10 protein-coding genes and 1 pseudogene are annotated in these 15035 nt (G+C 55.5%); 10 read left to right on the forward strand and 1 reads right to left on the reverse strand.

Going from position 1 to position 15035, the window contains the following annotated elements; all coding sequences use genetic code 11:
• The first annotated feature begins 14 nt into the window (after nt 1-14).
• The 7 genes from P0X86_RS10690 to P0X86_RS10720 all read left to right on the forward strand — a co-directional run bounded on the left by P0X86_RS10690 (nt 15) and on the right by P0X86_RS10720 (nt 7190).
• Nucleotides 15-1844 (forward strand): DNA repair helicase XPB, encoded by a 1830-nt coding sequence (locus P0X86_RS10690; RefSeq protein ID WP_277748485.1) that lies wholly within the window; start codon nt 15-17, stop codon nt 1842-1844.
• Nucleotides 1841-3559, forward strand: a complete 1719-nt coding sequence (locus P0X86_RS10695; RefSeq protein ID WP_277748486.1) for a helicase-associated domain-containing protein — start codon at nt 1841-1843, stop codon at nt 3557-3559. The genes P0X86_RS10690 and P0X86_RS10695 overlap by 4 nt, the downstream gene beginning before the upstream one ends.
• Before the next feature lie 103 nt (nt 3560-3662).
• Nucleotides 3663-4100 carry a YlbF/YmcA family competence regulator gene (locus P0X86_RS10700; protein ID WP_015734322.1) on the forward strand — a complete coding sequence of 146 codons (438 nt, stop codon included), beginning with the start codon at nt 3663-3665 and terminating at the stop codon, nt 4098-4100.
• 47 nt (nt 4101-4147) lie between these two features.
• On the forward strand, nt 4148-4411 hold the full coding sequence (locus P0X86_RS10705) for a YlbG family protein (RefSeq protein ID WP_006209210.1): 264 nt from the start codon (nt 4148-4150) through the stop codon (nt 4409-4411).
• Between the two features lie 419 nt (nt 4412-4830).
• Nucleotides 4831-5268 carry a hypothetical protein gene (locus P0X86_RS10710; RefSeq protein WP_009589660.1) on the forward strand — a complete coding sequence of 146 codons (438 nt, stop codon included), beginning with the start codon at nt 4831-4833 and terminating at the stop codon, nt 5266-5268.
• Between the two features lie 116 nt (nt 5269-5384).
• The gene (locus P0X86_RS10715; protein WP_015734323.1) at nt 5385-6281 is read left to right on the forward strand and encodes a selenium metabolism-associated LysR family transcriptional regulator; all 897 of its coding nucleotides are present in this window, start codon (nt 5385-5387) and stop codon (nt 6279-6281) included.
• A 42-nt stretch (nt 6282-6323) separates the two neighbouring features.
• Nucleotides 6324-7190: a PHP domain-containing protein gene (locus tag P0X86_RS10720; RefSeq protein WP_096773134.1), complete on the forward strand. Its 867-nt coding sequence runs from the start codon at nt 6324-6326 to the stop codon at nt 7188-7190.
• Nucleotides 7191-7296: 106 nt separating this feature from the next.
• On the opposite strand, the pseudogene P0X86_RS10725 reads toward P0X86_RS10720, so the two are convergent.
• A pseudogene (locus tag P0X86_RS10725) lies at nt 7297-9062 on the reverse strand (Rqc2 family fibronectin-binding protein).
• Nucleotides 9063-9246: 184 nt separating this feature from the next.
• Here P0X86_RS10725 and P0X86_RS10730 point away from each other — a divergent pair.
• The 3 genes from P0X86_RS10730 (at nt 9247) to P0X86_RS10740 (ending at nt 15009) form a co-directional block, all read left to right on the forward strand.
• Nucleotides 9247-12042 (forward strand): calcium-translocating P-type ATPase, SERCA-type, encoded by a 2796-nt coding sequence (locus P0X86_RS10730; RefSeq protein ID WP_277748487.1) that lies wholly within the window; start codon nt 9247-9249, stop codon nt 12040-12042.
• 76 nt (nt 12043-12118) lie between these two features.
• The gene (gene dapF / locus P0X86_RS10735) at nt 12119-12955 is read left to right on the forward strand and encodes a diaminopimelate epimerase (RefSeq protein ID WP_036666168.1); all 837 of its coding nucleotides are present in this window, start codon (nt 12119-12121) and stop codon (nt 12953-12955) included.
• 182 nt (nt 12956-13137) lie between these two features.
• Nucleotides 13138-15009 (forward strand): bifunctional homocysteine S-methyltransferase/methylenetetrahydrofolate reductase, encoded by a 1872-nt coding sequence (locus P0X86_RS10740; protein ID WP_277748488.1) that lies wholly within the window; start codon nt 13138-13140, stop codon nt 15007-15009.
• The last annotated feature ends 26 nt before the right edge of the window (nt 15010-15035 follow it).

Below are 15035 nucleotides of genomic sequence, written 5' to 3' on the forward strand. Positions count from 1 at the left end.
GATCCAGGACATGGATGTGGACTTCTTTTTTTAAGTTGTCACGAGGAGGAATAAGGGTGCACAACAAGCCTTGCATCGTCCAGCGCGATCGGACCATACTTCTTGAAACCGCCCATGCGGATGCGGAGGCTGCGCGCGAGCAGCTAGCCCAATATGCCGATTTGATCAAAAGTCCCGCGTCTTTTCATACATATCGCTTGACCCCTTTATCTTTATGGAACGCCGCTGCAGGGGGCATGTCGGCTGAAGCCATTTGCTCGAGCCTTCAGTCGTTGTCGCGTTGGGACGTGCCGGCCGCCCTGCTGGAAGAGGTTCGCCAGCTCGTTGGGCGTTACGGGCAGCTGTCGCTGCTCCCGCATCCAACGCTTGAACGTGCATTGCTGTTATCCAGCAATGAGGAAGCCCTGATGCAGGAGCTGACGTCCCATCGCTCCTTGAGGGAAATCGGCGTCAGGTTGATTTCGCCGAAGGAAGCAGAGGTGCCTTCGGACCGCCGCGGCGTGTTAAAGCAGGAGATGACCCGGCTCGGCTATCCTGTGCTGGACCACGCGGGATATATGGACGGGCAATACCTGAACATTCTTTGGCGGGGAGAAAAATCGGGCAGCGAGCGCCTTCAAGATTCGAACGGCGGATCCAACGATCAGCGCTTCGAGCTTCGCGACTATCAGCAGAAGGCTGCCGAATCCTTCAGGGATATTGGCGGCGAAGGCGGCAACGGTGTGCTGGTCCTGCCATGCGGGGCCGGGAAAACGGTCATTGGCATCGCCGCCATGCGCGAGCTGCAATGCGAGACGCTGATCCTCACTTCCAATACCACGTCGGTAAGGCAGTGGATCGCCGAGCTGATGCAGAAAACGACGCTGTCCGTGGATGAAATCGGCGAATACTCCGGTCAGCGCAAACAGGTCAGGCCGGTGACGGTCGCTACCTACCACATCTTGACCCACCGGCAGGGCAAGGGGGAGGAGCAGCAGCATATGAAGCTGTTTAATGAACGGCGCTGGGGCTTGATCATTTATGACGAGGTTCATCTTCTTCCCGCACCGGTATTCCGCGCGACGGCCGACATCCAGGCGACCCGCAGGCTTGGCCTGACCGCCACTTTGGTTCGCGAGGATGGAAGGGAGAGCGACGTGTTCTCCCTGATCGGTCCCAAACGATATGAAATGCCGTGGAAAAGGTTGGAGGCACAAGGGTGGATTGCTTCGGTGACCTGCACGGAGATTAAGGTGCCGCTGCCAGACGAGATCAGAGAAGCCTGCGAGGCGGCTGGCAAAAGGGAGCAATATCGGCTGGCTGCCGAGAATCCCTCCAAACTTGATGTGATTCGGCAGCTCGTGGATGTCCACAAGGATGCGCAGACGCTCATCATTGGACAATACCTGGATCAGCTCCATGCCATTTCCAGGGAGCTGCAGGCCCCGCTCATCACGGGACAAATGACCCAGGATCAGCGCAACGAATGGTATAACGCATTCAGGGAAGGAAACGTTCGCGTGCTTGTCGTATCGAAAGTGGCAAACTTCGCGGTCGATCTGCCCGATGCTTCCGTAGCGATCGAGGTTTCGGGCAGCTACGGCTCGCGGCAGGAGGAAGCGCAGCGGCTTGGGCGTTTGCTGCGGCCGAAGTCAGGGGAGAATCGGGCTTATTTTTATGCATTGGTAACGGAGGACAGCCGGGAGGAGATCTTTGCGATCCGGCGACAGCTGTTTCTGATTGAGCAGGGGTACGAATATCACGCGATACATGCAAAGCAGCCGGCGGCTTTCCTGGATCTGATCGCGATGCGAAATCCCCGTTCTTATCAGCATCCCGACGGGAAGGAGGTCTCGTGGAGATGACGAGGCAGCAGGACATGGCGGACACGATGAGCCTGGAACGGCTCCTTCCGAAGGAGCGATCGGTCCTCCACCATATCTGGCGCCGCTTTGCCGGGCAGGGTTTCGATGACGACAAGCTGCGCTCATTGCGATTTCCCCGCTTGAGCGGCGTCGAGGCGCAGCTTGCCTTCATCTCCTTGAGACAACAAGGATGGGTGCGAGCGGTCAAGAGAGGTTGGGGCGAGAGGCTGTATTTCATTCCTTTTGACAAGCTGCAGATCCTCCAAGAAGGCTGTGGTCCTGTGGAGGCACTTGAAACAGGCTCCATGCCTCCCGCATCCGTGAGGCTTCAGCAGGAGGCAAGAAGCGGCATAGCGATCGATATGTTCAATGTTCTCGTATATATGGCCAAGAACCGCGTATCGTTGACCGCTAAAGGGATTTTGCATAAGAAATGTATTCAGAAACTGGGGGGCGAGATCGCCTTAACGCCATACGATGTCGAAGGGCTCGCCCTTCACTATGATCATGCGGATGCGTACCCTCCACATGTCGCGATGGTGTTGGATCTGCTGTTTACGTTTGAGCTGGTCGTTGCAGAGCAGGGGGAACTGAAGCTGAACCGTACCGCATTGCGGCGTTGGCTTATGCTCTCCCGGGAAGCGATGGACCGGTCCGTCCTTCTTCACATGATGGAACGCTACATTCCGAACTCGGCCGAGTTTCAACATTGGACTTGGCGGATATGTCACTCGTCGCTGTCCGGCGGGGTGTGGTACCGCGCCTGGCAGATGCCCGCTGCAGTCTCTGAGCCTTTGGAAGGAGGTGCATCCACCGGAAAAGAATTATTGCCGGAGGAAGCCGCTTCATGGCTCCGGTTATTAACCGGCTGCGGTTACACCGATTTGGGCATCGATGACGATGGTCAGTTCCTGTTCCGCTGGCGTGTGGCCCCCTCCTCCTTGCTGGATGGAAGCGAAGGGGCCGATACCGGATCATCGGGTCTGTTCATTCAGCCGGATTTTGACATTTTGATACCGCCCAATGTGCCAAATTCCGTTAAGTTTCAAGCTGCTTGCTGCACGGAGCGGATTTTGGATGATGTGATGACGGTCTATCGCCTGACAAGGGATTCGGTGATGCAGGCGGCAAAAGCCGGAATGGAGCCGGAGGGAATCGCGGCCTTTTTCTCGAAACATGCAGCCGCCGGAATGCCGGAGAACGTGCAAGCTGCTTTATACCAATGGGGCAAGGAGATGGACAGGGCAGGCCTGAACGAGTCGCTGCGCTATGAAGAGGCTCCTCCGGAAGAGGATACGGAACTTGCGGGTACTGATGGAAATGACCGTTACCCTATGCAGTGGGGGACTCGCAGCCGTCCCTCCTGCGGATTGATCCGCCCGGCACGAAGCGAGCTTGCACTTGAACCTGATGACACCCTGCCGGATCCATCGTCGGTCATTCCCGATTTGAACCGGATTCCTGTCATGTGGACACGGGATTGGCGCTCTTACCACGGCTCGACGGCCAAACAAATGATGGAGCAGGCGCTGGAGCTGTCGGCCAAATTGGAGATTGCCGTCGATGGGAGCCGCATGGAATTCATTCCATTTCAAATCCTGCGTCAGCCGTGGAAAATTTCGGGTGCGTTATACGATCCGGATTCGGATAAGACGGGAGCCATCGTGGAGTTAGGCGAAGGGGAATGGAGGGAAATGCGGCTTGTGATTCCGTAAAAGCGTTTGAATTCCCCCTTCTTAAGATACGAGCGTTATGCTATGATGAAAGAGTCCACGATCAACACGCGGGCCAAATTTAATAGAAAAGCGGGATGAGTTCATGAGCGTATCGGAAATAAACACGGTCGATATGGCCGAGGTGCTCACCTATGCCTACGAAATAGGCGACATGATTAATGCTTCCGTCGAAGTGGCGGATTATCTATATTGGAAGCAGGCAGTTGAGAATGACCCCATGATTCAGGCTTTGGTCAGAAAGCTTGACTCGAAGAAGGAGTTGTTTGAAGAGACGCAGCGGTTCGGCCACTTTCACCCGAATTACCATTCGGCCAAGGATGAAGTGGCCGCGGTGGAAGCGGAACTGGAGGCTTTTGAGCCCGTAGCCCGGTTCAAGCAGGCGGAGAAGAATCTGGACGATCTGCTGCATTCCATGTCGGAAAGGATTGCTTTTTCGGTTTCGGAGAGCATCAAGGTTCCCGGCAATGACCCTCTTCCGAAGAAGGGGTGCGGCAGCGGAGGAGCCTGCTCGTGCGGATAACGGGCATACATTAGAGATAGAGACGAAAGTGAGGCGAGGAGCTTAGGATGTTGGCTGAACGGACGGGTTTTATTATATGGGTCAGCGATGTTAAGGCAGCAAGGAATTTGGAGAAATACGGCAGCGTCCATTATATATCGCGCCGCATGCATTACGTTGTCATGTACGTCAACGCTGACCGTGCCGAAGAGACAATGAAGAACATCCGGAGATTGTCCTACGTTCGTAAGATCGAGCGCTCCTACCGGAACGAGATTAAGACAGAGTACAGCAGCAAGGGGCCGGATAAAGCCAAGTTTTACGGTCCCTAGCAGGATGTGCCTGCCCGAGAATCTGTGCAAATCGCATATCGCGTATCTTGTAAGAATACGAGAAAAGCGTAAAGCGGCCCCTCTGGGGCCGCTTTTTTTAAAGCCTTGGAAAGTATTAGCCTCGCATGTCGCGCATGAACTTCCAAAGATTATTTCGATTTGCGGCGATAGATTGGCATAAATCGGAAGGCCATTTGATAAAATAGTATAAGTAAGGTACAATTTACATTTTAATGGGACCCATCATTCCATCCGGATTTGCACCTCCCGCACCAGGATGCAATTAGAGCTATTTCTAAATTTTCGGTGATTGTTCACAAGAAGCGAGGTTTCAATCTTGTGAATGACAGTGGAATGATGTAATATGTTGGGTATATATACATAGATACAAAGACCCATTTGGTGGAGAGTGATATTCCATGCGCGACAAAGGGACTGAGCGGTGGAGCACCTATGAGCCGTTTTATATTACGTTAAATGATAAAAAGGTAGCCGATATCGTGATTACCAATCATGCAAAGAGCCGTTATACGGACCGGGTGGAAGGCCATGACACCTCCCACGAGGAAATCGGGACTTGGATGTGGGAGTGCTTGAAGCAGGACCGGATCGTGCCGTATTACCGCAACGAACAGGATGTCTATCTGATCGACGACGACCTGGTGGTTGTGGCCGAGTTCTCGGAGCTGGAGCACGAACGCGATCTGATCGGCAACCCACTGCATCGGATGATCATTGTAACATTTTTGGGGCGTATGTCCGAAACCATTGAGCTTCGGGACCTGAAGTCTTATTACTCATGGCTTCGTCATTCGCGCCGCATGACGCTGATCAAGAACAGCCGCAAGCGTAAATAAAGAAATAAAGTCATGAAATGGCATGCGAGCGTAAGCGCGGATGTCTTTTTTTGTATGCGCTGCCGCGATCCGTTACAATATAAAACAAGAGCGGCAGCGAGAGGGGAACCGAAACGATGAATTTTCACCAGCTACATATCTTTTACACGGTGGCCGAGCGCGGAAGTTTTTCCGCTGCTGCGCAAGCGCTTCATATGAGCCAGCCGGCCGTGACGATGCAGGTGCAGGCGCTGGAGGAGTACTTTGGGACAAAGCTGCTCATCCGTTCCACCAAGCGCATGGAGTTATCCGAGGCCGGGAGGACGCTGCTCCCCTTTGCCCGCAGGAGCCTGGAGCTGTCGCAGGCCACGGACGCGGCCATGGCGGCGTTCTCGAACAAACTTCAGGGAAGGCTGCAGCTCGGGGCAAGCCTGACGATCGGGGAGTATGTGCTGCCGCGATTGCTGGGGCCCTTCGGCCGGGAATACCCGGACATATCGATAATGCTCAAAGTGATGAACACTACGCAGATTCTCGAGGAAATCGCAAGCCATCAACTGAACTTCGGACTGATCGAGGCTCCGGTGGAACATCCGGACATGGTGCTGGATGCGGTCATGGAGGATGAACTGAAACTGATTGTTCCTTCCAGCCATCCTTTAGCGCAAAGGGAGGATGCGATATATTTGAAGGATGTGCTGACGTATCCGTTTGTGCTGCGCGAGAAAGGTTCCGGCACCAGGAAGGTCATGGAGGACGTGCTGCTGGAGCGGGGGCACGATCCCGAGAGCATCCAGACGGTGATGGAGCTGGGGAGCACGGGAGCGGTCAAATCGGCGGTAGAGGAAGGACTCGGCATCACGATGCTGTCAACCTCTACGGTTAAGCACGAGACGGCGCTCGGGTTAGTCAAAATGATCGATATCGCGGATGCGTCATTTAAACGGAATTTCTATTCCATTCATTTGCGGTCGGCGCTCTTGCCGATGTCGGCGATGACGTTTTTGGCCTATTTAAGAGAGCGACGGCGTTAATGCAAGCATACCCGTATATACAACGAAAGGAGATTGAACGCCATGGATAAACTCGCATCTCGAAAGGGCTGCGATCTTCATTCGCACACCCAGGCTTCGGATGGAATGAATACGCCTTCGGAGAACGTGCAGCTTGCCTATGAGCGTGGACTGGGGGCTTTGGCCATTACGGATCATGATACCGTAGCCGGCATCGAGGAAGCGCTGCAAGCGGGAGAGCGCTTGAACATCATCGTGGTCCCCGGCGTAGAAATCAGCACCATGGCAGGCGGGACGGATATTCACGTTCTGGGCTATTACGTCGATCACCGGGACCCCGTGTTTCTGGAGCGGCTGGCAGCGCTTCGCCGCACGAGGGAGAAGCGCAATGAGAAGATCTTGGCTAAGCTTCGCGAGCTTGGCATCGAGCTTACGATGAAGGAAGTCATTGCGGTATTGGGGCGGCCGCTGGAGCCCGATGAGAGCATCGGACGCCCGCATATTGCGGATGCGCTGGTCCATAAAGGACATGCCCTGGATCTGCGGGATGCCTTCGACCGGTATCTCGCCCAGGGTGCTGCTGCCTATGTACCGCAGCCGCGGATCCATCCCAAGGAAGCCTGCGAATGGATCCGTGAAGCCGGCGGCGTGCCGGTGCTTGCGCACCCCGGGCTCTACGGCGATGATGCGTTGGTCAGAACGGTCATTGAGGAGTCAGGGTTCAAGGGGATCGAAGTCTATCATTCGGACCATGGGGTATCGGAGGAGGAACGTTACTTGGCGATGGCCGAGGAGTACGGCTTCATCGTGACCGCCGGATCGGATTACCATGGACAGAGGCAAGGCCAGGTATTCCATGGGGATATCGGCAGCCGCCAGGTATCCACCCAGGTGCTGGACCGGCTTCAACAGGCGCGGGCAAGAACCTAAGACGGACGGAACGGTAAGAAAAACGGGTACCTCGGATGGTCATTTTGACCTTCCGGGGTACCCGTTTTTTTGGCTGAATGAAGACTATCCGCGTCTTCCGTTCATTTTAATTGCGATTGTTTTTTACCGAATTGGGCATGGCCTTGATCAGCTGCTCGTCCGGCGTCACGAACAGCGTTTTCTGATTGTCGTAGATGACGAAGCCGGGCTTGGCTCCATTCGGCTTGCGGACGTGGCGAATGAGCGTATAGTCGACGGGCACGCTGCTGGATTCTTTGGCCTGACTGTAATAAGCCGCCAGCTGCGCCGCTTCCTGGAGCGTCGCGTCCCCGTACTCGCTGCTGCGGATGACCACATGGGAACCCGGGATATCCTTTGTGTGCAGCCATGTGTCGTTTGAGGAAGCGAGACGGTTGGTCACGTATTCGTTTTGAAGGTTGTTTTTGCCCACATAGAGCTCGACGCCTTCGGATGAAGTATAGACATGCAGCGTCGGCTTGTCGTTTTTCTTCTTTTTTCTTCGTTTTGCGGCTGCGGTCTCTTAAATATCCCTGCTGGACCAATTCGTCCCTGATTTCATCGATGTCGTTCAGGGAAGCATGCGACAGCTGCTGCAGAAGATTCTCGATATAGTTGATCTCTTCGCGGGTTTTGATTAACTGTTCGTTGATGACCGCGAGGCTGTTCTTGTACTTGTTGTACTTTTTGAAATATCGCTGGGCATTGTCCGATGGGGTCAGGAGCGGATCCAGCGGTATGGTGACGGTCGCCTGCTCTTCATCGTAGAAGTTGATCAGCTGGACTTCGCGGTCGCCCTTCTGAATCTGATGGAGCGAGGCGAAGAGAAGCTCGCCAAAAATCCGGTACCGATCGGCATCGCCGGCTTCCTCCAAATCTTTGTTCAGATTATCCAGCTTCTTGATGTTTTTGGTCCGTTCATTCTGCAAGGAATCGGAGGAGATCGCTGACCTTCTGTTTAACCGTGTCCCGCTGTGCCTTATCCCCGTAATAATCCTCCATGCATTGGCTGACCGATTCGTAGGTTCTGGTCTCGTCCGCAAGCAATGTCAGCGGTATGACGGAGAACACCGATTTGCCCTTGGGATTGACACCTGTAACAGACGTATATTGATGGCTGCGGACTTGCCCCATCACCTCATCGAATGCACGCCACAGGCTGCCGCAATCTTTATCTTTTTCCCCTTCGTTTCCCCCCGGATGGCCTTCTCCTGCACGGTGGGCTATTTCCTGCGCTGCCAGCGGGCTTAGGCCGCTGAATTCGCCGACCAGCCATGAGACCGCCGACTCCTCGTTCACCAGACAGGACTCCCGGAAAGCTTCCTGCTCGGTTTCGAGCGGATTCCGCTTATGCTGCTCCGGCGGATTCGTGTAGGAAAATCCCGGCATGACCACGCGGTAGCTGCTGATGGCGGGCGTCACATGGTTGATGCCGTCCAGTATGGTATCACTCGCGGGATCAAGCAGAATGATGTTGCTGTGTCTGCCCATCAGCTCCACGATGATTTTCTTGGAGGAAACATCCCCGAGCTCGTCGCGCTGGCGAATCGTCATATGGATGATCCGCTCCATGCCCACCTGCTGGATGTCCTCGATGATGCCGCTCTCGCAATGCTTGCGCAGAATCATGCAAAACATCGGCGCTTCGGCCGGATTGAGAAACGTTTCCTGCGTCAGATGCACCCTGGGATACGTGGGGTTTGCGGAGAGCAGCAGTTTGGCGTTTCCTTGCTGGGTGCGTATGTGAAACACGATGTCCCGATCGTTCGGTTGATATATTTTATTGATTCGTGCGCCCCGGCAGGCTTGAAGCTCATGCACGATCGCGCGCGTGACAATGCCGTCTAGTGCCATCCTTCATTCTCCTATCTGTCTGTTACCCTTCCTAATCGTACTTCTCTATGATGCCATATTTCCCTTAAAAACTTAAGGCCCCTTCTGTGATAATTCAGGACCTGTCCGAATACATTTACGTAGAAAGGGTGGAAAAGCTGTCATCCGCCGGAACTTGCAAAACCAACCGGGAGGGAAAGGAAGCATGGAACAAAAGCAATGGCACCAGATGGACACGGATGAATTGCAGCAAGTACTGCAGATGCATCCGGAGCACGGCCTCACGGAAGAGGAAGCCGGGGAGAGACGAAAAAAAAGTGGCTACAACGAGCTCTCCGAGGGCGTTAAAATTTCTCCATTTGTTCTGTTCTTGAATCAATTTAAGGATTTCATGATGCTGGTGCTTCTTGGGGCCACCCTGGTATCCGGCCTGCTGGGCGAGTATCTGGATGCCGTCACGATCGTGGCCATCATCCTGATCAACGGGATCCTTGGTTTCATCCAGGAATTCAAGGCGGAGCGGTCGCTTCGGGCCTTGAAGCAGCTGTCCGCGCCGACCTCCAAGGTCATCCGGGACGGCAAGGTGGTGCAGCTAACGGCCAGAGAACTCGTACCTGGCGATGTCATTCTCGTCGAGAGCGGAGACCGTATCCCGGCCGACGTTCGCTGGCTCGAGATCAACAGCTGCAGCGTCGAGGAGTCCGCCTTGACCGGCGAGTCCCTGCCGGTAAATAAGCATGCCGAGCCGATCCACGATGCGGAAGTTCCGCTGGGCGACCGGAAGAACATCGGGTTCATGGGAACGATGGTGGCCCGCGGCACGGGTAAAGGCGTTGTCATCCGGACCGGAATGGATACGGAGATGGGCAAAATCGCCGATTTGATCCAAAACACGGAATCCCAGGAGACGCCGCTGCAGCATCGCCTGGAGCAGCTGGGCAAAATTCTGATCGCCGTGTCGTTGGGGCTGACGGTCTTGGTCGTAGTCGCAGGCATTCTGCATGGACAGCCTGCAGCAGGGATGTTCTTCGCAGGGGTCAGCCTTGCCGTAGCGGCCATTCCCGAAGGGCTGCCGGCCATCGTCACGATTGCGCTATCCCTCGGCGTGCAGCGCATGATCAAGCGCAAAGCGATCGTGCGCAAGCTGCCATCCGTGGAGACGCTGGGCTGCGCATCGGTGATCTGTTCGGATAAAACGGGGACGCTCACGCAGAATAAAATGACCGTGACCCAGGTTTGGCTGGGAGGACGTACGCTGGAAGTGACCGGGCACGGGTATGACCCGACGGGTCAGATCCTCCACAGAGGCAAGCCTGTCGAGCTGAGATCCGATCAGGGGCTTCGCAGACTGCTGCAAATCAGCGGGCTGTGCAACAATGCGGAGATCTATGAGAATGTGCAGGAGGAAGCCCGGAGCAAGCGCAAGGGCAAGGAGGAGCCGGCGGCAGCTGCTTGGGAGTTAAAAGGGGACCCGACAGAAGGAGCGCTGCTGACGCTGTCGTCCAAAATGGGATTGACGAAGGGCAGCCTGAACTCTATCTACCAAAGAGACAAAGAGTTTCCTTTCGATTCGGAGCGGAAGCTGATGTCCGTCATCGTCAGTCATCAGGGCGGACGCTTGCTCTGCACGAAGGGCGCACCGGACGTCCTGCTGGACGCCTGTGCTTATATCATGTGGGACGGGAACGTCGTGCCGCTGACCTCCACGCTCCGTCAGAAGGTGCTGGCCGCCAATGAAGGCATGGCTTCCAACGCGCTGCGCGTGCTTGGTTTGGCTTACCGGGATTTGCGTTCCTATGATAAGCCGGAAACGGAGAAAGAGGCCGAGAGCCAGCTTATCTTTGTGGGGCTGGCCGGAATGATCGATCCGCCGCGCCGTGAAGTGCGCGACGCGATTGCGACGTGCCGCCGCGCCGGAATCAAGACCGTCATGATCACGGGCGACCATCGGACAACGGCGGAAGCGATCGCGGCCCAGCTCGGGATCCTGCCAAGGAACGGTCTGTCGCTATCGGGACAGGAGTTATCCCGAATGGACGACAAGGAGCTGGATGCAAGGGTGGATCAAACCTTCGTTTATGCCCGCGTCTCTCCCGAGCACAAGCTTCGCATCGTGAAATCGCTCCAGCGGAAGGGGCATGTGGTTGCCATGACGGGGGATGGCGTGAACGATGCACCGGCCATCAAAGCCTCGGATATCGGGATTGCCATGGGCATTACCGGCACGGACGTAACGAAGGAAGCGTCGTCGCTGGTGCTCAGTGACGATAATTTCTCCACGATTGTTTCGGCGATTGAGGAGGGGCGGAGCATTTATGAAAATATCCGCAAATTCATCCGCTATTTGCTGGCCTCCAATGTCGGCGAGATCCTGACGATGTTTTTTGCGATGATGATGGGACTGCCGCTTCCGCTCGTTCCGATCCAGATTCTGTGGGTAAACCTGGTCACCGACGGGCTCCCGGCCATGGCGCTCGGGGTGGACCAGCCGGAGAAGGATCTGATGGAGCACAAGCCGCGGGGGGCCAAGGAAAATATTTTCGCCAGACGCCTAGGCTGGAAAATCATCAGCCGCGGCATCTTGATCGGCTTGTGCACGCTCGGCGCATTTTGGGTCACGCTGCGCATCGCGCCGAATGATCCGGCGCAGCTGGCCAAGGCGCAGTCCGTTGCCTTTGCTACCCTCGTCATGGCCCAGCTGATCCATGTGTTCGACTGCCGCAGCTCGCGCTCGATTTTCCATCGGAACCCGCTTCAGAACAAAGCTTTGGTTCTGGCCGTGCTGTCCTCGGTATTGCTGATGCTCGGCGTCATGTACATCGAGGCGTTCCAGCCGATCTTCAAGACGGTTCCGCTTGGCCTGAAAGAGTGGGCATTGACACTCGTCGCCGCCGGCATTCCTACCTTCCTGATGGGGGCCGGAAGCGTGTGGGGCGGCAGACGGAACCGCAACCGGAACCGCCGCGGCATGATGACGAAGAGTGCAAATATTTCGGCGTAAAATGAATGGATAGCCCATCACCTCTGCGATATGCTAAGCACGAGCGTAGCAATTGCAGAGGAGATGGGTTTTTATGATGGAATTTACGAAAATGCATGGATTGGGCAACGACTTCGTTGTCGTATACGGCGAACGGGAACTTCCATCCGATGCATCCGAATTGGCCGTGAAGCTGTGCAACCGCTTCTTCGGCATCGGTGCTGACGGACTTGTATATATTTTGCCTTCCGCGAAGGCTGATTTCATGATGCGGATTATGAATTCGGACGGTTCCGAAGCGGAGCAGTGCGGCAACGCCATCCGCTGCGTCGCGAAGTATGTGTACGATCACGGCCATATCGACCGCGAGGAGATTACCATAGAAACCATCGGAGCCGGCGTGCAGCAGGTGCGTCTTACGGTGCAGGACGGTCAAGTAAGCAGCGTAAGGGTCGATATGGGCGAACCGGTCCTGAACGGACTTAGCGTGCCGACCTTGGTCGATCTCAATCCGGTGGTGAATCATCCCGTTGAAGTGGACGGCCGGGAATTCCGATTCACTGCCGTTTCCATGGGCAATCCGCACTGCGTCATTTATGTGGACGATGCGGTGAACTTTGATCTCGGCGTATGGGGGCCTAAGCTTGAGGTGCACCCGCTCTTCCCGAGAAAGATCAACGTGGAGTTTGCAACGGTGAATTCACGCGGTCAAGTGGACATGCGGGTATGGGAGCGCGGCGCGGGACCGACCCTGGCCTGCGGCACCGGCGCCTGCGCGACGCTGGTATCCTCCGTGCTGAACGGTGCCACAGACCGCAGCGCGACGATCTCGCTTAAGGGCGGGGATCTGTTCATCGAGTGGGATGAGCTTGACAACCATGTGTACATGACGGGACCGGCCGAGGTTGTATATAAAGGGAAGTTGGCAATTTAGGGCATGCGCTGGCCGCTTCTCTTCCTCCGGCAGTTGAAAAAAACAGTAGGTTCATAAGTTTGTCCTGCAGGGACGGACACGGTAGGGAGGCCTTCGAAAGGCCTCCCTTTTGTCTCTTTATCTTTGCAGAGGTTTTATGATACATTAGTTGAAAATAAACGTCGGGTGGAGGAGAAAACGCGATGAAACCGAATCTTCGGCAGGCATGGGAGAATCAGGTACTGGTCGGTGACGGCGCGATGGGTACTTATTTATATCAAAAAGGATTTCCTGTAGGCATTTCATATGAAGAACTGAATTTAACCTCTCCGGAGGTCATCGGGAACGTTCATCGCCAGTATGTTGAGGCTGGTGCACAGGTCATCGAGACCAACACGTTCTCAGCCAATTATGACAAGCTGTCCAAATACGGCTTGGAGGCGAGGGTAGGAGAGATCAACCGCGCAGGCGTGAGAATTGCGCGTGAAGCCGCCGGCGATCAAGGATATGTGGTGGGAGCGGTCGGCTCCATTCGGGCAGGCAAAAGAAGCAATATTTCCACGAGCGAGCTCAAGCGTTACTTCGAAGAGCAGCTGTCCGTACTCATCTCCGAAGGCGTTGACGGCATCCTGCTCGAGACGTTCTACGACGTGGATGAAATGCAATTGGCTTTGGCGCAGGCACGGATGCTGAGCGACCTGCCGGTGATCTGCCAGTTCGCGGTGGAGGATATTGCCCGCACGCTGGACGGCTTCACGATGCCGGATGCATACCGCATATTGAGCCATGAAGGCGCGGACGTGATCGGGTTTAACTGCCGGACGGGGCCGAACGGCATCATGCGCGCGCTGGAAACCCTGAACGGCATCATGAATCTTCCGGCTTCGGTCTACCCGAATGCGGGAATCGCCGATTATGTGGACGGAGAATACCGGTATGGCGCGAGTCCCGAGTATTTCGGGAAAACGGCCCTGGAGTTTGCGGATCGCGGCGCCCGCATTATCGGCGGCTGCTGCGGGACGACGCCGGAGCATATCGCGGAAATTTCCTCGGCGCTATCCGGCTACGTTCCTTCGCCGCTCCCTGCCGTCGAAGAGGCGGAGATCAACCGGATCGTGATTCACGAAACCGCCCAGGAGCAATTCTACGAGCGCAGCGGTGAGCCGACGATTGTCGATATCGTAAAGGAACGGCATACGGTTATCGTGGAGCTGGACCCTCCGAGGGATTTGGATATCACCAAGTTCATGAAAGGCGCGGAAGCTTTGAAAAAAGCGGGAGCCGATGCGCTGACCCTTGCGGATAACTCGCTGGCCGTAACCCGCATGAGCAACATGGCTCTCGGACATCTGGTACAAGCACGCACGGGACTGCGGCCGCTGATCCACATTGCTTGCCGCGACCGGAACCTGATCGGGACGCAGTCGCACATGATGGGCTTCGACGCGCTCGGCATCGACCATGTGCTTGCGGTGACGGGGGATCCGGCCCGCTTTGGGGATTTGCCGGATTCCAGCTCGGTTTACGACATGACCTCGTTTGAAATCATTCGGATGATCAAGCAGTTGAACGACGGCATTGCTTTCTCCGGAAAGCCGCTGAAGCAAAAAGCCAAATTCGTTGTCGGGGCAGCGTTCAATCCGAATGTAAAGCATCTGGATAAAGCGGTTGCCCGCTTGGAGAAGAAGATTGCTTCGGGCGCCGATTACGTCATGACGCAGCCCGTTTACGATCCCGAGTTAATGGTTAGGCTTCGGGAAGCGACGGCGCATCTGGATATTCCGATCTTCATCGGCATCATGCCGCTGGCAAGCGGGCGCAATGCCGAGTATTTGCACAATGAGGTGCCGGGCATTCAGCTGTCGGACGAAGTCCGCAGCCGCATGGCGGGACTTGAAGGCGAAGCGGGCCGGGCGATGGGCGTCAAGATCGGCAAGGAGCTGCTGGATGTTGCGACAGAGCATTTTAACGGCATCTATTTGATGACGCCGTTTATGTTCTATGAAATGAGCGTACAATTAATGGAGTACGTCTGGGAGAAATCGGGCCGCCGATTGACCCCCTTGTTTCATTAATAATTATCAATTACAATAGTGTAATG

The organism is Paenibacillus sp. BR1-192 (assembly GCF_029542445.1).
Taxonomy (GTDB): domain Bacteria; phylum Bacillota; class Bacilli; order Paenibacillales; family Paenibacillaceae; genus Paenibacillus_AQ; species Paenibacillus_AQ lautus_A.